The sequence below is a fragment of the Streptomyces sp. NPDC127098 genome (genome assembly GCF_042722465.1).
Lineage (GTDB): Bacteria > Actinomycetota > Actinomycetes > Streptomycetales > Streptomycetaceae > Streptomyces > Streptomyces millisiae.
On the sequence record NZ_JBHXFJ010000010.1, the window covers coordinates 76,129 to 101,701 of the forward strand.

Annotated in this window: 20 protein-coding genes and 1 pseudogene; 13 read left to right on the forward strand and 8 right to left on the reverse strand. The window is 71.3% G+C overall.

Annotated elements, in window-relative coordinates:
• Positions 1 to 26 precede the first annotated feature (26 nt).
• A complete protein-coding gene (locus ACFWI8_RS09590; RefSeq protein ID WP_387087752.1) occupies positions 27 to 740 on the reverse strand; it encodes a hypothetical protein in 714 nt (237 codons plus the stop codon).
• Positions 741 to 861: 121 nt separating this feature from the next.
• Between ACFWI8_RS09590 and ACFWI8_RS09595 the strand changes: the two genes are divergently transcribed.
• Complete coding sequence (locus tag ACFWI8_RS09595; RefSeq protein WP_387087755.1) at positions 862 to 1,344, forward strand: hypothetical protein; 483 nt, start codon at positions 862 to 864, stop codon at positions 1,342 to 1,344.
• Here ACFWI8_RS09595 and ACFWI8_RS09600 read toward each other — a convergent pair.
• Entirely contained in the window at positions 1,337 to 1,687 is a 351-nt protein-coding gene (locus ACFWI8_RS09600; protein ID WP_387087758.1) for an ATP-binding protein, read from the reverse strand. The genes ACFWI8_RS09595 and ACFWI8_RS09600 overlap by 8 nt on opposite strands.
• Before the next feature lie 316 nt (positions 1,688 to 2,003).
• Here ACFWI8_RS09600 and ACFWI8_RS09605 point away from each other — a divergent pair.
• The 5 genes and pseudogenes from ACFWI8_RS09605 (at position 2,004) to ACFWI8_RS09625 (ending at position 8,797) form a co-directional block, all read left to right on the forward strand.
• Positions 2,004 to 2,851, forward strand: a pseudogene (locus tag ACFWI8_RS09605) (helix-turn-helix domain-containing protein).
• Positions 2,852 to 2,862: 11 nt separating this feature from the next.
• Positions 2,863 to 3,054, forward strand: coding sequence for a hypothetical protein (locus tag ACFWI8_RS09610; RefSeq protein ID WP_387087761.1), 192 nt, complete (start codon positions 2,863 to 2,865; stop codon positions 3,052 to 3,054).
• A gap of 228 nt (positions 3,055 to 3,282) precedes the next feature.
• Positions 3,283 to 7,725, forward strand: coding sequence for an RHS repeat-associated core domain-containing protein (locus tag ACFWI8_RS09615; RefSeq protein ID WP_387087763.1), 4,443 nt, complete (start codon positions 3,283 to 3,285; stop codon positions 7,723 to 7,725).
• Positions 7,722 to 7,979, forward strand: coding sequence for a hypothetical protein (locus ACFWI8_RS09620; RefSeq protein ID WP_387087766.1), 258 nt, complete (start codon positions 7,722 to 7,724; stop codon positions 7,977 to 7,979). The genes ACFWI8_RS09615 and ACFWI8_RS09620 overlap by 4 nt, the downstream gene beginning before the upstream one ends.
• Before the next feature lie 359 nt (positions 7,980 to 8,338).
• Entirely contained in the window at positions 8,339 to 8,797 is a 459-nt protein-coding gene (locus tag ACFWI8_RS09625) for a hypothetical protein (protein ID WP_387087768.1), read from the forward strand.
• A gap of 116 nt (positions 8,798 to 8,913) precedes the next feature.
• On the opposite strand, the gene ACFWI8_RS09630 is transcribed toward ACFWI8_RS09625, so the two are convergent.
• The 3 genes from ACFWI8_RS09630 to ACFWI8_RS09640 all read right to left on the reverse strand — a co-directional run bounded on the left by ACFWI8_RS09630 (position 8,914) and on the right by ACFWI8_RS09640 (position 12,091).
• Complete coding sequence (locus tag ACFWI8_RS09630) at positions 8,914 to 9,807, reverse strand: carbohydrate ABC transporter permease (protein ID WP_387087771.1); 894 nt, start codon at positions 9,805 to 9,807, stop codon at positions 8,914 to 8,916.
• Positions 9,807 to 10,706 carry a carbohydrate ABC transporter permease gene (locus ACFWI8_RS09635; protein WP_387087774.1) on the reverse strand — a complete coding sequence of 300 codons (900 nt, stop codon included), beginning with the start codon at positions 10,704 to 10,706 and terminating at the stop codon, positions 9,807 to 9,809. Before ACFWI8_RS09635 ends, ACFWI8_RS09630 begins: the two co-directional genes overlap by 1 nt.
• A gap of 92 nt (positions 10,707 to 10,798) precedes the next feature.
• Entirely contained in the window at positions 10,799 to 12,091 is a 1,293-nt protein-coding gene (locus tag ACFWI8_RS09640) for an ABC transporter substrate-binding protein (protein WP_387087777.1), read from the reverse strand.
• A gap of 301 nt (positions 12,092 to 12,392) precedes the next feature.
• Here ACFWI8_RS09640 and ACFWI8_RS09645 point away from each other — a divergent pair, with 301 nt between their 5' ends.
• The 4 genes from ACFWI8_RS09645 to ACFWI8_RS09660 are packed head-to-tail and all read left to right on the forward strand — an operon-like array spanning position 12,393 to position 16,631.
• Complete coding sequence (locus ACFWI8_RS09645) at positions 12,393 to 13,511, forward strand: ROK family transcriptional regulator (RefSeq protein WP_387087780.1); 1,119 nt, start codon at positions 12,393 to 12,395, stop codon at positions 13,509 to 13,511.
• Positions 13,508 to 14,626 carry a substrate-binding domain-containing protein gene (locus ACFWI8_RS09650; RefSeq protein WP_387087783.1) on the forward strand — a complete coding sequence of 373 codons (1,119 nt, stop codon included), beginning with the start codon at positions 13,508 to 13,510 and terminating at the stop codon, positions 14,624 to 14,626. Before ACFWI8_RS09645 ends, ACFWI8_RS09650 begins: the two co-directional genes overlap by 4 nt.
• On the forward strand, positions 14,623 to 15,384 hold the full coding sequence (locus tag ACFWI8_RS09655; RefSeq protein ID WP_387087786.1) for an ATP-binding cassette domain-containing protein: 762 nt from the start codon (positions 14,623 to 14,625) through the stop codon (positions 15,382 to 15,384). Before ACFWI8_RS09650 ends, ACFWI8_RS09655 begins: the two co-directional genes overlap by 4 nt.
• Positions 15,381 to 16,631, forward strand: a complete 1,251-nt coding sequence (locus ACFWI8_RS09660) for a sugar ABC transporter permease (protein WP_387087788.1) — start codon at positions 15,381 to 15,383, stop codon at positions 16,629 to 16,631. The genes ACFWI8_RS09655 and ACFWI8_RS09660 overlap by 4 nt, the downstream gene beginning before the upstream one ends.
• Positions 16,632 to 16,647: 16 nt before the next feature.
• On the opposite strand, the gene ACFWI8_RS09665 is transcribed toward ACFWI8_RS09660, so the two are convergent.
• Complete coding sequence (locus ACFWI8_RS09665; protein ID WP_387087791.1) at positions 16,648 to 18,489, reverse strand: hypothetical protein; 1,842 nt, start codon at positions 18,487 to 18,489, stop codon at positions 16,648 to 16,650.
• A complete protein-coding gene (locus ACFWI8_RS09670) occupies positions 18,486 to 19,823 on the reverse strand; it encodes a hypothetical protein (RefSeq protein ID WP_387087793.1) in 1,338 nt (445 codons plus the stop codon). The genes ACFWI8_RS09665 and ACFWI8_RS09670 overlap by 4 nt, the downstream gene beginning before the upstream one ends.
• Positions 19,824 to 20,042: 219 nt before the next feature.
• Between ACFWI8_RS09670 and ACFWI8_RS09675 the strand changes: the two genes are divergently transcribed.
• On the forward strand, positions 20,043 to 20,594 hold the full coding sequence (locus ACFWI8_RS09675) for a hypothetical protein (RefSeq protein WP_387087796.1): 552 nt from the start codon (positions 20,043 to 20,045) through the stop codon (positions 20,592 to 20,594).
• Between the two features lie 99 nt (positions 20,595 to 20,693).
• Positions 20,694 to 21,551 carry an SAM-dependent methyltransferase gene (locus tag ACFWI8_RS09680; protein ID WP_387087799.1) on the forward strand — a complete coding sequence of 286 codons (858 nt, stop codon included), beginning with the start codon at positions 20,694 to 20,696 and terminating at the stop codon, positions 21,549 to 21,551.
• 94 nt (positions 21,552 to 21,645) lie between these two features.
• On the opposite strand, the gene ACFWI8_RS09685 is transcribed toward ACFWI8_RS09680, so the two are convergent.
• Positions 21,646 to 24,465, reverse strand: coding sequence for a hypothetical protein (locus ACFWI8_RS09685; RefSeq protein ID WP_387087801.1), 2,820 nt, complete (start codon positions 24,463 to 24,465; stop codon positions 21,646 to 21,648).
• 237 nt (positions 24,466 to 24,702) lie between these two features.
• On the opposite strand from ACFWI8_RS09685, the gene ACFWI8_RS09690 reads away from it, so the two are divergent.
• A complete protein-coding gene (locus ACFWI8_RS09690; RefSeq protein ID WP_387087804.1) occupies positions 24,703 to 25,449 on the forward strand; it encodes a tetratricopeptide repeat protein in 747 nt (248 codons plus the stop codon).
• Positions 25,450 to 25,573: the final 124 nt, after the last annotated feature.

A 25,573-nucleotide genomic window follows, 5' to 3' on the forward strand; every position in this document is an offset into this window, starting at 1 on the left:
CCGCCGTGGCGTCGCCGGAGTCTCCCTCACCTGGCGAACGCGGCCACCGACACGTCCTTCGCCAACTCCGCGCGGTGGTGCTCGTACGTCGCGCTGTCGGAGACCCGGATCAGCAGACAGAAGCGTTCGGTCGACCTCAGCCCTCTGGCGACCGCCGCGAACTCCCGGCGCAGGAAGTGGATGGCGGCCAGATTGGCCATCGACGACTGGCCACACACCAGGAAGACGGGACGACTTGACTCGACGGGAGTGAACTTGGCGACCACGGCGTACTCCCGTGCGTCGGGCTCGTACTGGTACTTCTCCCCGCCGACCTCGATGGCCACCGAGTTCCGACGCCTGCCGTCGTAGGGATGGAAGACGACCCCCGGCAGATGCGCGGCAAGGTGGCCACTGGCCCGGGCATTGACCTCCCCGAGCGGGCCACCGACACAGAACTCGGTACGGTCGCCGTTACTCCCCCGGAACGTGCCCGGCTCCACCGAGACCCGGCAGCCCAACTCACCCGCCAGCAGCGTCAGCTCGACGACCGCCCGAACGTCCCGGTAGTGCGGGCTGCCAGGGGCGTCGTGCTTGCGGCCCACCACGACGAGGCACGTCTCCTCCGGCCGCACCCCGAAGAAGTCCGCCCTCCGGTTCACGGCCCGGGCCCGCTTGGCCCGCTCCCACAGCCAGACGAACCCACCACCGAGCAGGCTGGTCACCAGACCTATCGCGATGTTCGCGACCACCGACTGCACCGAACCGAACCCCCGTTCCACACCCGCCCAACTGCCGGTCATTCTCACAGAGCCGGTGTTCGAGAGGATGAGGTGCCGGTCGCACGCCCCGGTGTCACGTACCAGCGAACGGAATGTGGGGATGAACGACGTACTGAACCTCGTTCAGGCGCTGCGCGATCTGCCCGCCCTCACCGCCGAGGATGTCGGCCCGGCGCTAGAGCGGCAGGGCTGGGAACCCGTGCGCCGGGTACCGCCACCGCCCGTCCCCCGGGCCTGGTCCCGCGACGGCCTACGCCTCGGCATCCAGGACCGGCTCCCTCGGCCTCGCATCGAGATCACCCTGTGGCTCCGCGACTACGACGAGCAGGCCGCCGCCGACGCCGAGGACTTCGACTACGTCGAGGGCCTCTGGGCGGAGGCCGAGACGGCGGGACGCGCCCTCGCGGAACAGGTGGCCGCCAGCGGTCACACCACCTCGCTGACCGGAACCGAGCTCGACGAGCAGGAGGCCGAGGAGTTCTGCTGGCACACCGCCTGGACCTCCGCGCCCCGCCGCCTGATCCTGGGGGCCAAGCAGGACGACACGGACCTCCCCGTCCAGGTCGTGGCGATCATCAACTGACCTCCCGGCGGAGCGGAAGACCGGCGACGACGGACGTGCCACGGAGGGGCCGGGGCCGGACGGCCCAGGCGGCGGCCAGCCGATCGACGAGGAGCAGGCCCCTGCCGCCCTCACCGTCCGGGCCCGCGCGAGTCGGCGCGGCCGTGCCCGGATCGGAGACGGCGAGCCAGTAGTGGCCCTCGGCGGGCCACAGAACGAGTTCGACACGTTCATCCTGCTGGCTGGTCCCGTGCCGGATGGCGTTGGTGACCAGCTCGAACGTCAACAGGCCGATGTCGTCGGCGAGACAGCTCGGCAGGCCCGACGGAAGCGTCTGGGCGACGGCGCGACGGGCGCGGCCCACCGAGGCCGGGTGAGCGGGGAACTGTCAGAGGGCGGGCACGAGCGGGATGTCAGGCATGGCGAACTCCGATGCGGCGACGCGGTTTTGTGACGCGTCTGCCGGTGGCTCGCCGCCCTGGACGCGGCACACCCACCCCAGGGCGGGCGGGCATGCGCGCGCGGTGCGCTTCCGGCAACTGCCGAGTGCGACCTACGCGTGACTCCAAGCCAGCGTAGGGCGTGCTAATTGTCCGCCGAAGAGAGGCAATTACCCCCCAAGGAGGGTGGGCGGGGCCCGCTACCCGCCAGACTTGGCACAGAGCAGCGGAAGGAACCGCATGTCAACGCGACGCACACCGACCGAGCGTCAGAAACGCCTGGGCGCCGAACTGCGCAAGCTCCGGCTCGCCGCAGACGTCACCACCGACTACGCGGCCGGGCTGCTGGGCATGGACCGGACGCGTATCGCGAACATGGAGTCCGGCACGCGAACCATCAACGCGGAACGCGTACGCAAGCTGGCCACCCACTACCTATGCGGAGACGCCGCGTACGTGGAAGACCTCGTGGCCATGGCCGACGCCCGGGCCGGGTGGTGGGAGCGGTATCGCGGCAGCCTCCCGCAGGGGATGCTGGACATCGCCGAGTTGGAGTCATCGACGGTGCGGATGCGGGTCGCGAACACCGTGCACATCCCGGGCCTGCTCCAGACCCCGAGCACGCGACGGCCGTCTTCCGCGTCGTGGTGCCACGCCTCCCCGAACACGAGGTGGCGCTCAGGTTGGCGCACCGCTCCGAGCGTCAGCAGGTGATCACGGGGGACTGCGCGACCCCGTACGTCGCCATCATTCACGAGGCCGCCCTCCGCATGCGCTTCGGCGGCCCCGAGGTCGCCCGGGCCCAGTTGGAACACCTGGTGGAAATGTCCGAGCGGGACAATGTGACCGTGCTGGTGCTGCCCTTCGCACGGGGCGCCTTCCCGGGTGCCGGCCAGAACGCCCTCTACGCCGAGGGCGCGGTCCCCCAACTGGATACGGTGCAGGTGGACAGCATGCATGGGCCCGCATTCCTGCATGCCGACAGTCAGCTCGCCAAGTACCGGGAGCAGTTCGACTGGCTGGAAGAGCTGGCCCTGCTTCCGGACAGTTCCCGTGACCTCATCCGCGATATCGCCCGTCAACTGTGAGGATGGATCCGATGTCTGACATCACCTGGGAAGCGCCGTTCTGCGGCGAGGGCAACTCGTGCTTCCGCCTCGGTACCGACACGGAAGGCAACGCCTACATAGCCGTCAACGGCCAAGAAGGGCACTACCTCACCGACACCGTCGAAGCGCTCCGCACCCTGATCACTGACATCAAGGCCGGCAAGGCCGACCACCTTCTGTAGCCGCGACCAGCCTCCGCTCCGTTCGGTGGTGCGGTATCGCACCACCGACGAGCGACGGACAGCCCGGTCAGGTCGAGTCCACGGAGTGCTGACCGGGTTGTTGCCGAGGGCATGGCTGTTGATCTCTGATGTCCTGTTTACTTACGTGGTGGTTGAGCGTCTGAACGTTGCTTGATCACCACGGGGGGGAAGATCGTGGCACGTCCGTCTGACTGGTCACCTGTCGACATGGACCGGGACCCGACACCCGGAAACCCGGACGAGGTACGGGAACTCGCCGACGACCTCCAGACCTTCGCGGACGACGTCGGCGAGGCGCTCGGCCGCATCCGTGGCATGGCCGAGGACCGGGCCGTCCTCGACTGGGCGGGACTGTCCGCCGAAGCCTTCCGCTCCGAGTTCGACGGCGTGCCGCCCAACCTCCAGAAACTCCAGACCTCCTACGACATGGCCGCCCAGGCCCTCCAGACCTACTGGCCCAAGCTGGAGACCGCCCAGGGCATGGCCGACCGCGCCCTGGACCGCGCCATCGCCGCCCAGGCCGACCTCTCCACCGCCCAAGCCGCGCTCACCGACGCCCAGGACTGGGTCTCCCGCGCCGGCGACGAGGCCGAACGCCTGGAACGCGAGGGCGAACGCGAGAACGTCGAACCACCCTCCGAAGCCGAGGTCCGCGCCGCCACCCGCGACGCCACCGCCGCCAACGAAGCCGCCACCTCCGCCCAGTCCCGCGTCGACTCCGCCGAGGAAGCCCTCTCCGCCGCCCGCCAACTCGCCCAAGACGCCAAGGAGATGCGCGAGGAGGCCGCCCGCACCTGCGCCTCCGAGATCGACGCCGCCTCCGACGCCGGCATCCAGAACCGCCGCTGGTGGGAAGACGCCATCCACTGGGTCTCAGAAAACTGGGACACCATCGTCGAAATCTGCAAGGTCGTCGTCGCGGTGCTGGGCATCGTGGTGATGATCATCGGCGGCCCCCTCGCCTGGGTCGTCCTCGCCGCCGCCCTCGTCGTCCTCGCCGACACCCTCTACGACTACGCCAACGGCCGCGCCACCCTCTGGGACGTCGCCTTCGCCGCCCTCGACTGCATCCCCGGCATGAAAGGCCTCACCACCCTCGGCGGCCTCGCCCGCGGACTACGCGGCGGCCTCAGCGCCGCGCGAACCGGGCTGCGCGGTTACGCGGGCAATCTGCGGAACTTGGGCCGAATGTGGGAGGCAGAAGGCATCCGTGGCGTGGGGAGGGTACTCATCGGGGACCCGATCGACATCGCCACCGGGGAGATGACGCTCCACAACGTCGACCTCGAACTCCCCGGCGTTCTGCCCCTGATCCTCCAGCGCGAGCACCTCACGGGCTACCGGCACGGACACTGGTTCGGCCCGTCGTGGGCCTCGACGCTGGATCAACGGCTGAGGTTGGACGAGTACGGGGTGGACTTCTACGCCGCGGACGGGATGCGGTTGCACTACCCCGTTCCCCTGGCCGACCCCGAGTACCCGGTGCTGCCGGTCACCGGACCGCGCTGGGGCCTGGCCTGGGACGGCCAGCCAGGCGGGGTGTTCACCCTCCACCAACAGGCAACGGGCCAGGCTCTCCACTTCGCACCGGTTCCCGGCCGGCCAGCCGGCGAGCTGCCCCTGGTTGCCATCACGGACCGGAACGGCAACCGCATCGACGTGACGTACGACGCGGCAGGCGCACCGCGCGAGCTCGCGCACTCAGGTGGCTACCAGGTCGGTGTCGCGGTGCACGAGGACCGGATCACCGCTCTCACCCTGCTGTCCGCCCCGGACACGCCGCTGCTGCGAGCGTTCGAGTACGACGAGGCAGGCAACCTCGCCAAGGTGTACAACTCCTCCGGGCTACCGCTCACGTTCGTCTACGACGACCAACATCGGATGACGCGCTGGGAGGACCGCAACGGCACCTGGTACCGGTACGAGTACGACGCATCGGGGCACTGCGTGTTCACCACCGGCACCGACCGGGCTTTGGAGTATCACTACTCCTACGATGAGACGGCGTTGCGCACCACCGCGACCAACTCCCTGGGACACGCCACCGTCTACCAGCTCAACGACCGTTTCCGCCTGGTCGCCGAAACCGACCCGCTGGGCCACACGACCTACCGCGAATGGGACGAGAACAACCGCCTCACCGCCCATACCGACCCCCTGGGCCGCACGACCCGCTACGAGCATGACGATCACGGCAACGTAGCCCTGATCACCCGTCCCGACGGTTCCCGTGTCCGGTCCGAGTACAACGAGTTCGGACTTCCCGTGGAAGTCACACAGGCGGACGGCACCGTATGGCGGCATGCCTACGATGCCGCGGGAAACCGGGTCGCGACGGCGGATCCGGAGGGGCGTCGTACCCGCATGACGTACGACGAGCATGGTGGCGTGGCGTCCGTCACCGACCCGACGGGACACACCACGCGGGTCCGCTGCGACGCCACGGGCTTGCCCGTCTCCGTCACGAACGCCATGGGCGAAACAACGCGCTACACCCGAGACGCGTTCGGCCGCCTCGTCGGGGTAACGGACCCACTGGGTCGCGAGCACCAGGCCACCTACACCGTGGAAGGCCGGCAGGTCTCCCTTACGGACCCGCAGGGCGCCGTCCAAACGTGGACCTGGGATGCCGAAGGCAACTGCCTCACCCACGTCGACGAACACGGGGGCACCACCCGCTTCTCGTACGGCCCGTTTGACCAACCCATCTCGCAGACCAACCCAGACGGCTCTCACTACACCTTCGACCGTGACACCGAGCTACGACTCATCGGGGTGACGGGGCCTCATGGTTTGAGGTGGTCCTACGAGTACGACACAGCAAACCGCCTGGTCTCCGAAACCGACTTCGACGGCCGAACCCTCACCTACACCCTCGACGCGACCGGGCAGCTCATCGCCCGGTCCAACGCCGCGGGCGAGTCGGTCCTCCTCACCCGCGGCTCGAACGGCCGGATCGTCCGGAAGGACGTAGGCGGCCTCGTCACGACGTACGGATACGACGAGGTCGGCAGGCTGGTACAGGCGGCAGCCTCCGAAGGCGAGCTGATCATCGAGCGCGACCGGATCGGCCGCGTGCTGCGGGAGACGTTCAACGGCAGGTCCGTCACCCAGTCCTACGACGACCTGGGACATCCGCTGGTCCGCGTCTCGCCCACCGGGCACACGAGCACATGGACATACGACATCGTGGGACGCGAAACAGCTCTGGCGACGAGTGGCCACACCCTGGCCTTCGCCCACGACGCCGCCGGACGCGAGACGCACCGGACCATCGGCTCCGCGCTGGACATGGCGTTCACCTGGGACGCGCTCGGCCGACTGACCCATGAGACCGTAACCACGCACGACGGAACGCTACGAGAGCGCTCATACACCTATCGAGCCGACCACGTCCTCACCGGTATCACTCGGCTCGACGAGGGCGATGTGAGCTTCCTGCCGGACACCCTGGGCCGCATCACCGAGGTCCGGACTCCCCTGTGGCGCGAAAGGTATCAGTACGACGCTGCCGGAAACCAGACGGCCGCCGAGTGGGACCCGACGGACGACGGCGGAAGTCAGGGGGAGCGATCCGTCGTCGGCATGCGTATCGTGCGTGCTGGGCGCACGCACTACGAGTATGACCACGCGGGGCGGATCACCCTGAGGCGGAAGACACGGCTTTCCCGTAAGGCGGAGGTCTGGCGATACCGCTGGGATGCGGAAGACCGTCTGACACAGGTCGTCACGCCTGATGGCACCACATGGCGGTACCGCTACGACCCCTTGGGGCGTCGCACCACGAAAGAGCGACTTGACGCCTCTCATAAAGTGGTGGAGCGGACGGAATTCACCTGGTTCGGCACCGAGTTGGTGGAACAGACGACCACCGAGGCAGAGAACGCCTTCTCGGTCAGCCTCACATGGGATTACAAGGCTGGCCGCCCCATCGCGCAGACCAGGAACAAACGGTCCTCCGAACCCCCTCAGGAGGAAGTCGACGCACGGTTCCACGCGATCGTCACGGATCTGATCGGAGCGCCGACCGATCTCATCGATGAGAACGGTCGGATAGAGTGGAGTGCGCGGTCCACGCTCTGGGGAGTGACTCGCACGTCAACCGGCGGGCACGTCTCCATTCCCCTCCGGTTCCCGGGCCAGTACGCGGACGCGGAGACAGGCTGGAACTACAACTTCCATCGCCACTACGATCCCGAGACTGCGCGTTACACGACACCGGATCCACTGGGCCTCGAACCAAGCGCCAACCACTACGCCTACGTCGACAACCCCCACACGTGGTCCGACCCGTTCGGTCTCGCGGCCCACCAAACACCTGGCATCAACCCCAGCCTGGTGCGGTTCTCCCAGGACGAAGTGAGCTACCGGTTCTCCGACGGGATGACGATCGCCCACGTGGCATCAGGACTGAGGTCAGGCTGGCTGAACGCCGCCGACTTCCCACCCATCAGGCTTGTCGTGAGAGAAGGTAACCTGTTCACCCTGGACAACCGGCGCCTGGTGGCCTTCCAGATGGCGGGAACCCCTATTCCTTTCCGCATGGCGACCGCCGATGAGGCCATCAACGAGTCCTGGAAGTTCACGACAGTGACTGACGGAATGTCCATTGTGATACGCGAACGAGACGAGGTGTGGAACATCCCGTGACGATGCCAACCCCTGATCTTTCCGGCATTACCTCTCGGCAAGATCTTGCCGCATATCTGCTCCAACTCGCGCAGCGAGTCGAACGAGGAGAACTCAGGCAGGAGAACGAGCGATCCGTCGATTACGTCAGAGCTGCGGCGTACTGGACTCGCTCTATGCATGGCTTCTTCGCCAACCAAGGAAAGGAGACTCCGGAACAGCCTGACTGGGCTCTCATCGCGATGATCTTCAGCGCCGCGTTCGTCTACGAGTAGGCTCCGCAGCGGGGCCGCTTCAGATATCCAGCGATACGCGGAGGCCCGCACGCAGCGGCTCGGACTCAACGACGGCGTCGGCGGTGACAGCGTCCAGTACGCGGTATCCAACCTCGAAGGGGCGCAGTACTTTCGGAACCTCTTCGCGAGGCGAGGCTGGGAACCCATGCGCTGGGTGCTGCCACCATCCGTTCCCCCCGGCCCGGTCCCGCGACGGAACGCGCCTCGGCATCCATGACCGGCCCCCCCGGCCCTGCGTCGAGATCCCCCTGTGGCTCCGCGACGACATCGAGGGCCTCTGGGCGTCCTACCAACAGGTCGGCGACAAGCACCACTTCTCCTACACGGGATGACACCGGATGCCGAGCGAAGAACTACGCCTCAGGCTTCAGGAAACCAGGGAGCGCAAGGAATCCGAGGTCCTGCCCGGGCGGCTTGCCGGAGTGCGCTGCCTGGGCTACCGACAGGCGGCGGACCTACCCGACTGGATCCCCGCGAAGATCGGAGAGTTCACCAGGACCGACTCGGTGCCCGCCACGGCCATCAGCGAGGAGGCGGGGCCGGAGCGGGTGAACGCCTGGCTCGAGGCGTTCGCTCACGGCCAGGGCCTGGGCACCCACGTGCTGCTCAGGACCGGTATGGCGTTCTTCCCCTGGCTGGAGTGCCAACTGCCCGAGAGCGGCTGGGCCACGATCGTTCGCGGGGCGTTGGGCGACGATCTCTTCGTCGCCTCGGCGGACGGGAACGTCCTGGTCGTCGTGTTCGCCGAGGAGTACGACTACCAGGGCTTCGCCGCCCACGCCCCGGAAAAGCGCTAAGGGCTCGCAGCGTGGCCGCGAACGCCACCCGAACGGCGATCGCGAGGCGCGGTGCTCGGGACCGCTTCCGCGATCCCGACCACCGCGCCTCGTGCGACCGAGCCAGCCCTGGGGCGTCAGCTCTTGACGGACCCCGACATCAGGCCGCCGACGAAGTAGCGGCCGAGGACGATGTAGACGACGAGCGTCGGGAGGGAGGCGAAGAGCGCGCCGGCCATGGAGACGCCGTAGTCCTGGAGGAGCGCGCCGTTGGCCAGGTTGTTCAGCGCCAGCGTGACCGGGCCGTTCTGGCTCGACGAGAAGAACACCGCGAACAGGAAGTCGTTCCAGGCCGAGGTGAACTGCCAGATCAGCACGACCACGAAGCTGGGGATGGAGATCGGCAGGATGACGGACCAGTAGGTCCGCAGCATGCCGGCGCCGTCGATGCGGGCGGCCTCGACCAGTTCGTGGGGGACGGTCTGGTAGTAGTTGCGGAAGATCAGCGTCGTGATCGGGATGCCGAAGACGACGTGGAGGAGGATCAGGGTGGGGACACCGCTCGGCAGGGACAGGTCGAGGACCAGCTCGTTCAGCGGGATGATCACCGCCTGGTACGGGATGAACATCCCGAACAGGATGAGCGTGAACACCAGGTTGGCGCCGCGGAAGGACCAGCGGGAGAGCACGAAGCCGTTGATCGAGCCGAGCAGCGCGGAGATGATCGCCGAGGGGATCACCATCTGGAGGGTGCGTCCGATGGCGGGGGTCAACGTGTCGGCGGCCGTGCGCCAGTTGTCCAGCGTCCAGGTCGACGGGAGGCTCCAGGCGCGGGACGGGGCCGCGTCGCCCGGGCCCTTGAAGCTGGTGACCAGCAGCACGTAGACCGGGATCAGGACGATGAGGAGGAAGAAGAGGAGCGCGGCGTAGCGCAGGGTGCGGGCCAGGGGGAAGCCGGCGGGGCGCCGCGAAGGGGGCGCGGGACGCTTGGTGGTCGGCTGGGCGGTGGTCGTGGAGAGGGTGGCTGCCATCACCGCTCCCTGCGGTTGGTGCGGACGAGGTAGGGCACGACCACGACGGCCACCAGGACCAGCAGGATCGAGCCGACGGCGGCCGCGTTGGCGTAGTCGAAGCTGGACTTGAAGACGTACATGTCCACCGCGGGGACCTTCGTCTGGTAGTTCGCCGGCTTCGAGATGGACATGATCAGGTCGAAGGACTTCAGCGACATGTGGCCGATGATGATCAGCGCGGAGAGCGCCACCGGGGAGAGCTGCGGGAACAGCACGTGCCGGTAGAGCTGCCAGGTGGTCGCGCCGTCCATCCGCGCCGCCTCGCGGAGTTCGTCGGGGATGCCGCGGAAGCCGGCGAGGAACAGCGCCATCACGTAGCCCGACAGCTGCCAGATGGCGGGGATCGCGATGGCCGTGATGCCGTAGTCGACGTTGTTCCACCAGTTGTTCTGGAGGAAGTCGAGGCCGGTCATCTGGAAGAGCCGGTTGAGGCCGGTCGCGGACTCGTCCTGCCCTGAGTTCAGCAGCCACCGCCACACCACGCCCGAGGCCACGAAGGAGACGGCCATCGGGAACAGGTAGATGGAGCGGAAGATCCCCTCGCCCCTGATCGGCCGCTCCAGCAGCCACGCCCACAGGAAGCCCATGACCATGGTGCCGGCCAGGAACACCAGGGTGTAGAGCAGCAGGTTGCGGAGTGAGTGCTGGAAGGCGTCGTTACCGAGGAGGTCGAGGTAGTTGTCGAACCAGACGGTGGTCGACGGCTCCTGGCCCGTGGTCTGGGCCGCGGTGTGGATGTCGGTCGTCGACGTCCCGAAGTTCACGGCGATCAGGCCGTAGACGAAGACGCCCACGAGGACCAGCGAGGGGGCGAGCAACAGCAGCGGCGGCCCGACGCGTTTCAGGGTGTGTGTCATCGGTGTCGTGTCTCCCTTGGGTCGTCACGGCGCGCCGGCGGCGGGGAAGGGCCGGCGGCGCACCGTGACGTGTTCCGGGTCGATGCCGGCGATCAGCTGGTGGCCGTCGCGGCGGCGAGCTCCGACTGGAACGTCGACAGGTCGGCGGCGCCGGAGGTGAACCTGCTGGTGGCGTCCGTGATGGCGTTCAGCTGGGAGACCGGGACGGCGGCGCCGTGCGCCAGGGAGGAGACGATGGTGTCCTGGCCGTAGGACTCCATGGCGGTCTGCTGGTACTCGGAGAAGTCGGCCGGGTCGGCGTCGACGCGGGCGGGGATGGAGCCCTTGGCCACGCTGAACGCCGTCTGGCCCTCCAGGGAGGCGACCGTCTCCAGCCAGGCGCGGGCGCCCTCGGGGTTGGGGGCGCCCGTCGGCAGGGTGAAGGAGTCGGCGAGGAAGTCGAAGACGCCGTCGGTGCCGGGGACCGGGACCGCGGCGAAGTCGGTGCCGAGCTCCTGGCCCTGCTCCTCGAACGCGGCGACCGCCCAGTCGCCCATCACGTTGAAGGCGGCGTTGCCGTCGATGACCATCTGGGTCGCCTCGGGCCAGTCGAGGCCGTCGCGGTCGCCGTTGGTGTAGCTCATGGCCTGCTCGAAGTCCTCGAGGGCGGCGGTGACGTCGGCGCCCTCCCAGTCGGTCGAGCCGTTCCACAGGCCGGTGTAGGCGTCGGGGCCGAGGTCGGCGAGGAGGATCGTCTCCAGCAGGTGCACCTGGGTCCAGGCGGTCGCGACCGACAGCGGGGTGACGCCGGCGTCCTGGAGGGCGTCGAGGTCCTCGAACCACTCGTCGAGCGAGGCGTAGCTGGGGTTCGGGTCGATGCCGTTCTCCTCCAGGACCGCGGAGTTGGACCACATCACGTTCGCCCGGTGGACGTTGGAGGGTATGGAGTAGATCTGCCCGTCCTGGGTCAGCAGGTCGATCAGGTCCGACGGGAACGCCTCGCGCAGGTCGAACTCGTCGTACAGCGAGGAGACGTCCTCGATCTGGGCCGCGTTGATGTAGTCCAGCAGCTCCATGCCGGCGTGTGCCTGGAAGGTGTCCGGCGGGTCGCTGGCCTGGAGGCGGGACTGGAGGAGGTCCTTGGCGGCCGAGCCGGCGCCGCCGGCGACCGCGCCGTTCACGAACTCGATATCGGGGTGCTGCTCCTCGAACGCGCCCACCAGGGCGTCGAGTCCGGCCTTCTCGGAGCCGGCCGCCCACCAGGTGAAGACCTCGACCTCGTCGTTCGAACCGCCGCCGCCGCTCGAACCGCCGCCGCCGTTGCTCGAACCGCTGCACGCCCCGAGTGTCAGGGCGGCGATGGCCGCGCCGGCCACCATCGTGCTGGTCCTGCGATTGACACGCATGGGTGTTCCCTACGCCTTCGTTGCCGTACCGGGGGACGCCCCGGGGGCGTCCTTGGTGTCTGCGGTCATCCAAGGGCCGACCCTCGTTGAAATCAAGAAGTAAATTCAAAGGAGCCTCTAATCGTTATGTGCGGTCAGCTCCTGTACCCAAAGGGCTGGTGGGCGGGCGTCGCGGGGCGGGCGGCGGCCAACGCGGTCCTGACCGGGCGCGGGTGCGGCGGGTAAGCTGCCCGACGTGCGCACTGACCGGGTGACTCCCGGCTCGCAGACTTCACTACGTGAGGCCAACCGAGCCCGGATCGTGAGCGCCGTCCAGCGGCACGGCTCGCTCACGCAGATAGAACTGGCCGGTGTCACAGGGCTGTCCCCGGCCACCGTCTCCAACATCGTCAAGGAGCTGGCCGCCAGCGGGGTGCTGCACACCTCCCCGTCCACCCGCAGCGGGCGGCGCGCCCTCCAGGTCACGCTCGCCCGGGGTCTCGGCCTGGTCGCCGGGGTGCACTTCGGCAGCCGGTCCCTGCGGGTCGCGCTCGCCGACGCCGCGATGCAGGTGCTCGCCGACCAGCGGATGCCCCTGGCGCCCGACCACCGGGCCGACGCCGGGCTGCGCCGCGCGGCGCTGCTGATCGTGGAGATGCTGGAGTCCCTCGACGCGGGCCCCGAGGAGTTGCTCGCCGTGGGCGTCTGCCTGCCCACCGCGGTCGACCGCCGCACCGGCCGCATCACGACGGTCGGGATGCTGCGCGGCTGGGACGGCGTGGTGGTGCCCGAGGTGATGGGCGCGGAGTTGGCCGCCCCGGTGGCGGTCGACAACGACGCCAACCTCGGCGCCCTCGCCGAGACCCGGCTCGGTGCCGCCGCCGGGCACGAGAACGTCGCCTACCTGCGGGTCTCGCACGGGGTTGGCGGCGGCCTCGTCATGGGCGGCCAGCTGGTGCACGGCCGGGCGGGCGGCGCCGGCGAGATAGGCCATGTGACGGTCGACGAGAACGGGCCGATCTGCCGGTGCGGCAACCGGGGCTGCCTGGAGACGTTCGTCGGCGCGCCGGCCCTGCTCGGGATGCTCGCCGCCAGCCACGGGCACCTCACGCTGGACGACGTCATCCTCCGCGCCAGGGAGGGCGACCCGGGCTGCCGCCGGGTGCTGTCGGACACCGGGCAGCACCTGGGCGTGGCCGCCGCCAACCTGTGCAACCTCGTCGACCCCGAGATCGTCGTGGTCGGCGGCCGGCTCGCCGGGGCCGGCGAGATCCTGCTCGGCCCGATGCGCACCGTCGTCGAGCAGCGCACCATGCCGAGCACGGCGGGCCCGGTCCGGGTGGTCGCCTCAGAGCTCGGCGCCGCCGCCGAGGTGCGCGGCGCGCTGGCCGTCGCCCTGGACACGGCCCGGATCAGCGGCGCGCTGGGGGTGACCCCGTGATACGCCGCCCTCTCCACCGCCTCCACCGGCTCCGGGTCGCGGCGCTCGGCGTCGCCGCGCTCCTGCTGGCGGCGACGGCCGGGTGCGGGGCGGTCGGCCCTGGCGCCCCGCCGGAGGGCGCCATCGGGCTGCTGCTGCCGGAGGTGAAGACCGCCCGCTACGAGACGACCGACCGTCCCACGTTCGTCCATGTCGTCGAGGAGCGCTGCCCCGGCTGCGAGGTGTACTACGCCAACGCCGACCAGAACGCCGCGACCCAGCAGCAGCAGGCCGAGTCGATGCTCGCCAGGGGCGCCGACGTGCTGGTCCTCGACGCCGTCGACACCTCGGCGGCCGTCAGCATCGTCCGGGAGGCTCGCCGGCACGACGTGCCCGTCATCGCCTACGATCGGTTCATCGCCGACGTCGACATCGACTACTACGTGTCGTTCGACAGCGAGCTCATCGGCTACCTGCAGGGCGTCTCGCTGGTGACCGCCGTCGAGGACGCCGTCAGGGAGCGGGGCCCCCGGGCGGACGGCCGGCCCCCGGGCGTCCTCCTCGTCCACGGCTCGCCGACCGACCCCAACGCCGCCGCGCTCGCCGCCGGCGTCGACCGTGCCCTCGAAGGAGAGGACATCGAGGTGCTCGCCGAGTACGACACCCCGGACTGGAGCCCGGACATGGCCACCGACTGGGTGGAGAGCCAGGTGGCCAGGTTCGGCGACCGGATCGACGGCGTCTACGCCGCCAACGACGGCATCGCGGGCGGCGCGATCGCCGCCATGAAGGCCGCCGGGTTCCACCCGGTGCCGCCCGTCACCGGGCAGGACGGCGAGCTGGCCGCGGCCCAGCGCATCATCTCCGGCGACCAGTACATGACCGTGTTCAAGGCGACCACCGAGCAGGCCCGCACCGCGGCCGAGCTGGCCGTGCGCGTGCTGCGCGGCGAGTCCCCCCGCACCACCGCCACCATCCAGGGCGTGCCCAGCCTGCTGCTGGCCCCCAGGGCGGTCGGCGTCGACGACGTGGAACGCGTCCTCGTCGACGGCGGGGTGCACACGGCGGAGGAGATCTGCACCCCCTACTACGCGGCGGCCTGCGCCGACACGGGCCTGGCCCGGGAGGGGTCGTGAGCGCCAGAACCACCCCCGTGCTGTCCCTGCGCGGGGTCTCGAAGAACTTCGGCGGGGTGCGCGCCCTGATCGACGTCGACCTGGACATCCACCAGCACGAGGTGCTGGCCGTCGTCGGCGACAACGCGGCCGGCAAGTCGACGCTGGCCGGCGTGATCGCCGGCGTGTACCGGCCGGACGCCGGCCGGATCCTGCTCGACGGGGCGCCCGTGGTGCTCGCCTCCCCCGCCGTCGCCCGCGGCCTGGGCATCGCCGCGGTCTTCCAGGAGCTCGCGCTCTGCGACAACCTCGACGTCGTCGAGAACCTCTTCCTCGGCCACGAGCCGACCCGCGGCGGGTTCCTCGACGAGGTCGCGATGGAGCGCCGGGCGTGGGAGCTGCTCGGGCAGCTCGCCACCAGCGTCCCGTCGGTCCGGGTGCCGGTGCGGGCGCTGTCCGGCGGGCAGCGGCAGGTCGTCGCCGTGGCGCGGGCGCTGCTCGGCTCGCCCCGGGTCGTCGTCCTCGACGAGCCGACCGCGGCGCTCGGCGTCCGGCAGACCGCCGAGGTGCTCAACCTGGTGGAGCGGCTCCGCGAGCGCGGGCACGCGGTGGTCCTCATCAGCCACCAGGCAGCCGACCTCCAGGCGGTCGCCGACCGCTTCGCGGTGTTGCGGCTCGGCCGCGTCGGCGGCGAGCTTGACGCCGCCAGCGTCGGGTACGAGGATCTGCTGGCCGCGATGACCGGGGTGAGCCGGCCGAGCGGCAGGAAGCCCCGATGAGCCGAACCACCGCACCGCCGCAGCAGCGCCCGCTCGTGGCCACCTTCACCGGCGACGAGCCCTGGCACCGGCTGCTGCACCGCATCCCCGACCGCCAGCTCGGCATGGTCCCGGTCACCGGCGCCCTGGTGCTGATCTGGGGCGTGTTCGCGCTCATCGACCCGGCGTTCCTCTCCGCCGAGAACCTGGTGAACCTGACCCTGCAGTCCGTGCCCACCGGGGTGATCGCGCTCGGCGTGGTCCTGGTGCTGCTGGTCGGGCAGATCGACCTGTCGGTCGGCTCGGTGAGCGGTCTCGCCGCCGCGGTCGTCGCGGTCACCACGGTGTCCGCGGAGTGGCCGATCGCCCTCGGCGTCCTGCTGGCGCTCGCCGTGGGCGTCGTCGTGGGCCTCGGCTACGGCCTGCTGGCCACCCGGCTCGGGCTGCCCAGCTTCGTGCTGACGCTCGCCGGGCTGCTGGCCCTCGCCGGCGTGCAGCTCCGGGTGCTCGGCGCGCAGGGGTCGATCAACCTGCCCTTCGAGTCGTGGCTGGTGCGGTTCGCGCAGGAGAGCTTCCTCTCCCCGCTGGCGGCCTGGAGCCTGGTGGCCGTCTCGGTCGCCGTGGTCGCCGTGGCCCAGCTGGCGGAGCGGGCCCGGCGGATCAGGGCCGAGCTGCCGGTGATCAGCCTGGCCCGGCTCCTGCTGCGGGTGGCCGCGCTGGCCGCGGTGCTGGTCGTGACCGTCGGCTACCTCGGCACGGAGCGCGGCATCGGCTACCCGGTGGTGCTGCTGGTGGGGCTCGTCGTCGTGGTGGACGTGCTGCTGCGCCGCACCCGCTGGGGCCGAGCCGTGCGCGCGGTGGGCGGCGACCCCAGGTCGGCGCTGCTGGTGGGGGTGGCGGTGCGGCGCACGACGGTGTCGTGCTTCGTCGCCTGCTCGACGCTCGCCGCGCTGGGCGGCGTCCTCGCGACGGGGCGGCTGGCCGCGGCGAACCAGGGCACGGGCGGCACGGAGACGTTCCTGACCGCCATCGCCGCGGCCGTGATCGGCGGCACGAGCCTCTTCGGCGGCCGGGGCAGCGCCTGGTCGGCGCTGGTCGGCGTGCTCGTCATCACGTCCATCTCCAGCGGCCTCACGCTGCTGAACCTGGACACGGCCTCCCGCTACATCGTCACCGGCCTCGTCCTGCTGCTGGCCCTCACCGCCGACACCCTGATCCGCGGCCGCCGCACCCGCGACGCCACCCCGGCGACGCGGCTGCGGCCGTGACCTCGTCGCTCCCGTCTCACTCGCCGAAGTAGACCACCTGCTCCCTGGCGGCGCGCAGCTCCTCGTACTTGGCGCTGAACAGCTCGAAGTAGTCGCGCAGCGAGGCGCCCGAGACGTCGGTCCTGCCGGGGACCGGGCGCTGGAACTGGTAGCCGACGCCGCCGGTGAAGGCGCGCCAGGCGAGCTTCTCGTTCCGGGCCGCGTCGTCCACGATCCGGAAGGTGTCGCCGGTGCTGAAGTCGAGGCCGTAGAGGTTCTCGGCGGGGAAGTGCGGGACGTTCCGCAGGGTGTAGGAGCGGCCGGGCGTCTCGCCGCCGGTCTCCGAGACGACGCCGGGTGGCCCGATGTCCTGCTGCGCCGGGTTGCGGAACGACTCCAGCGGTTTCTTGTCGCCGTAGTAGCCGTCGATGTCGGTGTAGTTCGACTGCCGGTCCTTGACGCCGCCGAAGATCTTGTTCAGCAGCCAGGCCACCAGCCAGGCCAGGAGGCGGACCACGATCACGAGGACGACCGCGACGACCGCCCCGATGCCCGCGCCGACCGGCCCGCCGATCACCGCGCCGATGCCCGCGCCGCCGACGGCGAACACGGGCAGCGCGGCGCCGATGCCGGCCCAGAACTCGCTGTCGGTCGGGGGGATTCCGGCGAGCCCCGGGCCGCCCTCCTGGACGGTGTCGTAGCTGACCTGGTTCTGCAGGCCCTGGACGGCCAGCAGGTTGGCGAAGACCACCGGGTGGCGGCCTTCGGGGCTCTCGGCCCCCTCGTCGTCGACGAGCGTCACGGCCGGGTGGTCGAGCGGGATCACGGAGGCGGTGGTGGGACTGGTGCTGAGGAAGAGCAGCCCGCTGAGCGGCTGATCGGCCCGGCACCGCCGCACCGCGGGCCCTTCGCCCTCGCCGCCCCCGCCGGGGAAGCGGTCCATCAGCAGGCCGACGGCGAGGTGGTGGAACTCCCGGTTGGTGCCGTCGCCGACGGCCAGCCGCCGGGCGCCGTCGTCCGCCGGGTAGAAGGCGTGGTAGAGGAACATCAGCGGCTCGCCGCCGTTGCGCGGGAAGCGCACCTCGCGCAACGGGTCGAGGTGGATCCGGTTGTTGCGCAGCTCGACGAAGCGCCCGCCGCGGGCCGCCGTCGCGGCGTAGTGCCGGTTCAGCCGGGAGGCCGCCTCGGGCGACTTGACCTCGGTGAACAGGGTGGGCACCAGGCGCCCCGGGGTGAGCCGGGCGTCGCCGGCCGGCAAGTTGAGGTGGCCGGCGGTGAGCGGCGAGTCGGGGTAGGGCGCCACCCCGGCGTCGATGCCGATGGTGGCGGCGAACGGCCGCCGCCCGCCCTCGGGGACGTCCTCGGGCGCCGGGCCCTGCCACGCCTCCGGGTTGTCGAAGAGCACGTCGAACGCGTTCCGCCCGATCGGGCGGGCGCCGCCGTCGCCGTACAGCCGGCCGCGCAGCACGCCGTCGTCGAACGCCAGGTAGCGGGCGATGTCCACGGGCCAGTACGTCTGGCTGTCCGGGTGCCGCAGCACGGGCGCGCAGCGCTCGGCCACCGCCGTGAACACGTCGGCGGTGTCGCGGTCGTCGTAGCCGAGCAGGCCGAACAGCTCGGCGAGGGTGTTCTGCAGGACGGAGCGGAAGCGCTCCAGCTGCTCCCGCTGCTCCGGGTCGGTGCTGGCGTCGGCGCGGGCGTCGAGGGCGGTGGTGGTGGGGATGCGGACGAAGCCCGCCGGGGTGGCCGGGACGTCGAACCGGCCGTCCTGGTCGAACAGTTCGGCCGGCTCGGTGAGCCCGGCGAGGTCCGGGTCGCTGGTCAGGATCTCGAAGAAGCGCTCGATGAGGTACGCACGGATGGTGTCGAGCCTGCTCATGCCGGCCTCCCCGGCTCGTGGTGGTCGCAGTGGATGTGGATGTGCGTCGCGGGGCGGTCCTCGGAGGCGCCGCGGCCACCACGGCCGCCACAGCCGCAGCCGTGCCCCGGGCCACCGCCGGGACCGCCGGGGCCTCCTGGACCTCCTGGAGCACCGGGACCTCCTGGCCCCCCGGGGCCTCGGCCACCTTGGTCCTCGCACCAGCGCTCCAGCCACTCCACCAGCCAGTCGTACGCGCCGGGGCCGCCGCCGGGGACGCCGGCCGGGAAGGTGCTCACGCACCACTCCGGGTGGCCCCGCCTGATCTGCTCCCACCGCGCGTGGGAGAGCGGATTGGCCGCGACGAGCCGCAGCGCCTCCCAGCCGAAGGCCTGCTGCGCGGCCGGGTTGTCCTGGCCCGCCGTCGTCAGGAACCGCTCCAACAGCCGGGCCAGCGCCGGATCCTTCAACAGGTCGGTGCCGGCCTGCTCGTGCTCCTGGGTCAGCTTGGCGATGTCCACGGCGATCGGCATGAGCGCGTCCAGCGCGGCCGCCGGGTCGGCGGCCTGGCCCACGAGGATGCCGGCCAGCCGCCGCACCCCGGCCGCGACGGTGCTGCCGAACTCCCTGAGCGCCTGCTGTTCCGCGCCCGTGAGCTCCCGCCGCAGCGCGGCGTCCCACAGCTCCATCCGGCTGGTGCCGTCCGATCCCGCGCAGAGCAGCTTGGCGAGGGGCAGGACGAGCTCCTCCCGCTCGTCCAGCGTGTCCACCCAGACCGGGCCGAGCAGCCCGTCGAAGGTGTAGCGGGAGTCGCCGCCCGGCCAGTAGCCGATGCGGATGCCGTTCTCCCCGACCGGGCGGATCGGCAGCCCGGCCGTGGTCCTGGCGCCGAGCAGCTGCCCGTCCACGCTGAGGGTGAGCACCTGCCCCGAGTCGTACAGCAGCTCGGCGAGGTGCCACTGCCCGGCGCGCAGCCGGCCGACCGGGCTGGAGACGCCCCACCAACTGGGCGAGCCGTCGTTGATGGTGCCGGACAGTACCCCGCCCGGCTCGGTGAACAGGGCGAACGAGCCGTCGCCCTCGACCAGGTTGAGCCGGCGGGAGACAACGGTGTCCTCCGCCCTGAAGTACGCCCGCACCCGCAGCCCGCGCCAACCGGCGAACTCGGGGCGGGTGCCGGTCACGATCTTGGACTCCGGATGGTCGTAACGCACCGCGGTGGCGATCGCGTCGACCGGCCGGTCCACCCAGCGGTCGGCCGCGGGCAGCTCCACGCGGCCGTGGAAGCCGTGTCCCGTCTCGTCCAACGCGGCGTGGGTGACGAAGTCGTAGTGCAGCAGCGGATTCCACGTCATGGGCACAACCCCCCTGACTCCCCCGACACCCCGCGGACGCGGCTCGGTCCGCGGATAACGGGTATGTGCGTCACGGCACGACTCGCCACACCGGCCGGGGTGGAGCGTGAAGACGCGCGGGAGGGCGCGAGCGGCGCGCCCGTACGAATACGCCGTCAGGGCGAGGCGCTTGCCCAGGTCGCCCGCTACGCTCTGACCAAGGGTGCAACGGGGGGTCCGATGTACGAGGAACGCTACGGCTGGCACGACCGGGAAGTCCCTTTCGCCGCCATCGGCCTGGTCTGCGTCGGAATGGCGCCGTTCACCGGCGAATCGCCGACGATGATCGTGCTGATGGTCGCCTTCGGCCTGCTCCTCGTCGGTGTGCCCACCGTGGCGGTGGTCACCGGCAGGGTGGCGCTGCGCGTCGACGCGCACGGCGTCACGCTGGGCCGCGTGGTGGGCGTCGTCTACCGCCGCGAGGTGCACGTGCCCTGGCCGCACATCGCCGAGCTGGCGCTGTTCACGGCGGACATGGGCGACTACCAGATGGGCCACCTGGGGATCCGGCTCCGTCCCGGCGCGCCACCGCCTCCGGGCGCTCCCCGACCGAGCGGTTCCCCGGTGAGGACCGTGTCGGGGCTGTATGTCGCCCCCGAGGTCCTGGCCCTCAGCCGCGCCTTCCAGTCCTGGCGCCTGAACCGGGCCGCGCTGGTGGCGGCCGTCACGGCACACGCGCCCGGCACGCCGATCGTCGACCTCGACTGGCTCGGTGCGCCACGACGGCCCTGACTCGCCTGGTGCGCAAGGGAGTTGCTTGTTGTCGCGGTGCGCCGCGCGACTACCATGGCGGCACCGTGAGCGCACGCAGCGTCGAGACGAAAGGCTGTCATGGACGGCAACGAGCCCGCCACCGCCGCCATCCCCGAGGTGGGGCTTGAGGACCTTCGCCTCGGCCGGCCCCACTCCGCGCGGATGTACGACTTCTTCCTGGGCGGCAAGGACAACTACGAGGCGGACCGCAAGGCCGCCATACAGGCCCTGACGGTCTACCCGGGCATCATCACGCTCGCCAGGGAGAACCGTTCCTTCATGCACCGGGCCGTGCGGACGCTCGCCGAGGCCGGCATCCGGCAGTTCCTCGACATCGGCACCGGCATCCCCACCTCCCCCAACCTGCACGAGGTGGTCCAGAGCGTCGCCCCCGAGTGCCGGGTGGTGTACGTCGACAACGACCCGCTGGTGCTGGCCCACGCGCAGGCGCTCCTGGACAGCTCCCCCGAGGGCCGCACCGCGTATATCAGGGCGGACGGCACGGATCCGAAGTCGATCCTGTCCGCCCCCGAGCTGACGTCGACGCTGGACCTCAGCCAGCCGGTGGCCATCAGCTTCTGCGCGGTGCTGCACTTCATGCCGGACGACCGGGACCCCTACGGCGTGGTCAGGACGCTGCTGGACGCCGTGCCGTCCGGCTCGGCCCTGACGATCAGCCACGCCACGCCGGACTTCGACCCCGTCGCCACGGCGAAGGCCGTCGAGATCTACCGGGCCAGCGGCACCCCGGCGCAGGTGCGCACCCGGGCCGAGGTCGAGCGGTTCTTCGCCGGGCTCGACCTGGTGGAGCCGGGACTCGAGGTGGCGCACCGCTGGCGCCCCTACGAGTCCAGCGCGCGCCTGCACGTGCTGGCCCGGGAGACGATGACGGACGCCGAGGTCAGCCTGCTGGCCGGCGTCGCGTTCAAGCCCTGACAGGTCGTGACGGGCCTGACGGGCCCCGCCAAGCCCTGACCGTGGTCGGGCCCCTCGTCGAGGGCCCGACCACGGTCGCGGGGCGGACGGGGCGTCAGCGCGCGGGCCGCACCCGCACCCGGGCCTCGGCGGTGTACCCAGAGCCGGCGCCGGTCGCGGTGAGCGTGGCCTCGCCGGTCGGGGCGCCGGCCGGGACCGCCGCCTCGAAGGCGACCGCGCCCCGGTCGTCCGCGAAGGACCGGCCGAGGGACGTGGCGCCCAGCGTGAACTCCACGCTCTCGCCCGCCCGGTAGCCCCGCGCGCCGACCTCGACGGTCGAGCCGGCGGTGACCGGTCCCGAGAGCCGCAGCCCGCCGGTGCGCCCGGCGGCGGCGTACTCGGCGCAGACGTCGCCCTGTTCGCCGACCTCCGGTGCCGGGGAACCGGCCGTGACGCCGTCGTCCTCGCGGACGGTCAGCGTGCCGAAGCCGGCGTCGCCCATCACGGCGCCCGAGACGTTGGTCGCCGAGACCTTGAAGGACGTCGTCGCGGTCGCGCCCGGAAGCGTGTCCCCGTAGGTGGGGACCGACACCGGCACACAGACCTGGCCGGGCGCGAAGGTGACCTCCCGCATCGTGACCCCGGCCCGCCCCTGGGCGGAGCCGAAGACGCTGACGTACGCGGTGACCGGGTGGCCGACGCGCTGTGAGAGCACGGCCGCGACCTGCGCGGTGCCGGGGCCCGAGCCCTCCTCGACGCGGGTCGACGCGATGTCGACGGTCGCCTGCCGGGCGGGGCGGCGGGCGCCGACGGCCGGGTTCTCGGCGGTCAGGTCGGAGAGGTAGACGCCGCCGGAGTCCGTGGCCGGCGTGAAGCGCACCTCGCGCACGTCGGTGAGGTCGAGCCCGTCGAGGGCGGCGGTCGGGATGCTGACCTGCTGGAGGATGATCTTGCGCAGCCAGGGGTGGCCCGCGCCGGGGAGCCGGGTGACGGCGTCGGCGTTGAGCTCCGAGACGGGCGCCGACCACGTCTCGCCGTCGCCGTCGGTGACGCTGACGGTGACGTCGGTCGCGGTGGCGACGGACGCGTCGGCCGCCATCCGCACGGCGATCCGCTCGTAGTCGCCGAGGTCGCGCCGGCCGCGCGGCAGGCTCACCCGGAGATCGCCTTCGCCCGAGGTCCACGACAGGTGGAGCATCGGCGAGGCGGGGACGTTCGGCGCCCACAGGGCCGGTGACCAGTGCGGGAGCGCCGCCTGGTCGACCGTGGTGGCGCAGAACGGCCGGGGCTGCGGCAGGGTGACGCCGCCCTGGCCGCCCATGCTGGCGCACACCTCGGCGGTGGCGTCGCCCGAGGCGCGCACGGCCGTGGACGTCCGCTCGAAGGTGGCGATGTCCATACGGGAGCGGGCGGGTTGGTTGGCGGTGACCGTGATGGTGGCGAACGGGGCCGTCGAGGGGGCGATCACGTCCGAGCCGTCGAAGAGCGGCAGGAACTCCTCCTCCCCGCCCAGCGCGAGACGGAAGAAGCCGGCCAGGTAGGCGACGCCGACCTCCCGCTGCTCGGCCGCGGTGAGGCGGGTGGTGGTCGCCGCGGCGGCGTCGCAGGTCGGGTCGTCGCCCGCCGGCGCGAAGGAGGCCCAGTCGTCGGCGGTGGCCGCGGGGAAGAGTCCCGGCGTCCAGACGGTGTTGAAGTAGTTGTGGTTGGCGCCCATCACCAGGACCGCCGAGCGGAGCACGTCGTCGTCGAAGGCGTGCCGCGAGTCGTCGACGATGTGCTGGCCCATCAGGTTCTCCACGTCGCCGTCGCAGTACGGGAGGATCGTCGCCGTCACCGTGTTGGGCAGCGTGATGCGGTCGTAGGCGACGGGCGCGAGCGGCAGCACCGCGTCGATCCCGTACTGCCGCGCCACCGGCCGGGCGTCGTTGAGGGTGGCGGCCGCGACCACGCCCTCGCCGCCGCGCGAGTGGCCCATGAGGCCGATGTCGTCCAGGTCGAGGCGGCCGACGAGATCGGCCGGCCGCAGGTCGCCGCTGAGGGCGTCGTCGAGGCTGACGTCCCGGTCGGTGAACGCGTCGTGGAAGCCGACGGCCTGCCCGTCGTTGGCGCGCTCCAGCATCCGCAGCGTGTCGAGGACGAGTTGACCGCGGGCCTGGGCGCCGTGGTCGGCGGAGAGCTGGTTGTCGTTGGCGTTGATCGCGTTGGCGGAGATCGAGACGACGGCATAGCCGTTGCTGGCCAGCGCGCGGGCCGGGTCCTCGTAGCCGAGGTGGCTGGGTATGGGGAACCGCTGCTCGGTGCTGTCCGGCGAGGCCAGGCAGGGCCAGCGGGCCGGGTTGGCGGCGCCCGAGCCGTAGCAGGAGGTGTGCCGGCCGTGCAGGAAGACGACGACGGGCGCCTCGCCGCGGCCGTCCGGGAGGTAGATCTTGCCCGTCATCTCGCCGCGGATGCCGCCGATGTTGAGCAGCGGGACCGCCTGGTCGCCGAAGTCGTACTCGGCCTCGTACACCTCGTGGTCGCCGCGGCGCGCCGGGTCGGCGGCCAGCGCCTCCTGGTCGCCGGCGGGGGTCGGCGCGGGTGCCACCTGCTCGCCGTCGCCGGCCGGCGCCTCACTGCCGAAGGCGTCGGTGGTGACCTCGGTGGCGTCCGCCACCGAGGGGTCGTTGGTGACCAGGGAGAGGGTGCGCCCGTCGGCCGACTCGGTCGCGGGGCCGAGGACGCGGCCGTCGACAGCGAGGGTGGGCGCGCTCGCCGTGACGGGCGGCGTCCTGTCGAGTTCCAGGGAGACCTCGAAACCGCCCGCGACACGGGTCACGGACCAGGACGGGCCCGAGGCCACCTCGGGGTCGGCGTCGCCGGGGGCGGCGGAGGCGACGCCCGGGGCGGCGAGGCCCGCACAACAGGCGAGCGCCAGCAGGGTGGCGAGGCGTTTCACACGCCGGGGGAATGTCGTCACGTCGGGCCTTACTTCATGAGGTGCGAAGGATGCCCGCCTCTCGCCCCTTTTCTGACGGGTGGCGGGCAGCACGCACCGTACGTCCCGGGCGTGAAGAACGTTCGGGCGGTTTGTTGCGTCCGCTTTACGCCGGCGCGCGTCGCGGCGGCCACTTCCTGCCAGCTCGCCGCCGCGCTTTCTCCTGGCCGGCAGGGGCACGCTCGGTAGGTTGGCGCCATGAGCGACGACGACATACTGGGCCGGGGCATCGGGCCCGCCGCGATGACGGTGCTGCCGCAGGCGGCCGCCGTCGACGACGAGTTCGAGGTCACCGTGTGGTGCTCGCGGCTCGCCGAGTTCGGCATGGTGGAGGCCGCCGAACGGCACTTCCGCCCGGCGGCCGAGCGCGGCGACGTCACCTCGGTCAAGTGCCTGCTGTGGCTGGCCAGGACGACGGGCCGGCACGAGGAGGCGGTCCGGTGGCTGGAGCGCGCCGCGGAGGCCGGTGACCCGTGGGCGATGTACGAGTTCGGCGCCTCGCTCCCCCGGCCCGAGCGGCAGGACGACGTCGAGCACTGGTACCGCCGGGCCGCCGCGGGGGGCCACGCCGCCGCCATGAACGACCTCGGCACCTTCGCCAGCCGCGCCGGCCGCCGCGACGAGGCGATGGACTGGTACCGGCGCGCCGCCGAGTCCGGAAGCCCGACCGGCATGAACAACCTGGCCATCCAGTACGTGCTCCAGGGCGTGACCGGGGAGGCCGAGCGCTGGTTCACCGAGGCGGCGAAGGTCGGCAGCGCCGACGGGATGGCCAACCTGGGCCGGCTGAAGGAACAGCTCGGCGAACCGGCCGAGGCCGAACGGTGGTACGCCGCCGCGGGCGAACAGGGCCACCTCGGCGCCAGCGAGCGGCTGGCCGAACTACTCGACGCGACCGGCCGCACCGACCAGGCCGAAGCCTGGCGAGCCCGGGCACACCGATGAGGGTCACGGTCGACCGCGACAGCGGCGGCGGCAGCGCCGACGGGATGGCCAACCTGGGCCGGCTGAAGGAACAGCTCGGCGAACCGGCCGAGGCCGAACGGTGGTACGCCGCCGCGGGCGAACA

What these genes read in the sequence shown, in the direction of transcription:
- ACFWI8_RS09595 (WP_387087755.1), top strand. Translation starts at nt 862, where the DNA reads ATGAACGACGTACTGAACCTCGTTCAGGCGCTGCGCGATCTGCCCGCC.
- ACFWI8_RS09610 (WP_387087761.1), top strand. Translation starts at nt 2,863, where the DNA reads ATGTCTGACATCACCTGGGAAGCGCCGTTCTGCGGCGAGGGCAACTCG.
- ACFWI8_RS09615 (WP_387087763.1), top strand. Translation starts at nt 3,283, where the DNA reads ATGGACCGGGACCCGACACCCGGAAACCCGGACGAGGTACGGGAACTC.
- ACFWI8_RS09625 (WP_387087768.1), top strand. Translation starts at nt 8,339, where the DNA reads ATGCCGAGCGAAGAACTACGCCTCAGGCTTCAGGAAACCAGGGAGCGC.
- ACFWI8_RS09630 (WP_387087771.1), bottom strand. Translation starts at nt 9,807, where the DNA reads ATGGCAGCCACCCTCTCCACGACCACCGCCCAGCCGACCACCAAGCGT.
- ACFWI8_RS09635 (WP_387087774.1), bottom strand. Translation starts at nt 10,706, where the DNA reads ATGACACACACCCTGAAACGCGTCGGGCCGCCGCTGCTGTTGCTCGCC.
- ACFWI8_RS09640 (WP_387087777.1), bottom strand. Translation starts at nt 12,091, where the DNA reads ATGCGTGTCAATCGCAGGACCAGCACGATGGTGGCCGGCGCGGCCATC.
- ACFWI8_RS09660 (WP_387087788.1), top strand. Translation starts at nt 15,381, where the DNA reads ATGAGCCGAACCACCGCACCGCCGCAGCAGCGCCCGCTCGTGGCCACC.
- ACFWI8_RS09665 (WP_387087791.1), bottom strand. Translation starts at nt 18,489, where the DNA reads ATGAGCAGGCTCGACACCATCCGTGCGTACCTCATCGAGCGCTTCTTC.
- ACFWI8_RS09670 (WP_387087793.1), bottom strand. Translation starts at nt 19,823, where the DNA reads ATGACGTGGAATCCGCTGCTGCACTACGACTTCGTCACCCACGCCGCG.
- ACFWI8_RS09675 (WP_387087796.1), top strand. Translation starts at nt 20,043, where the DNA reads ATGTACGAGGAACGCTACGGCTGGCACGACCGGGAAGTCCCTTTCGCC.
- ACFWI8_RS09680 (WP_387087799.1), top strand. Translation starts at nt 20,694, where the DNA reads ATGGACGGCAACGAGCCCGCCACCGCCGCCATCCCCGAGGTGGGGCTT.
- ACFWI8_RS09690 (WP_387087804.1), top strand. Translation starts at nt 24,703, where the DNA reads ATGAGCGACGACGACATACTGGGCCGGGGCATCGGGCCCGCCGCGATG.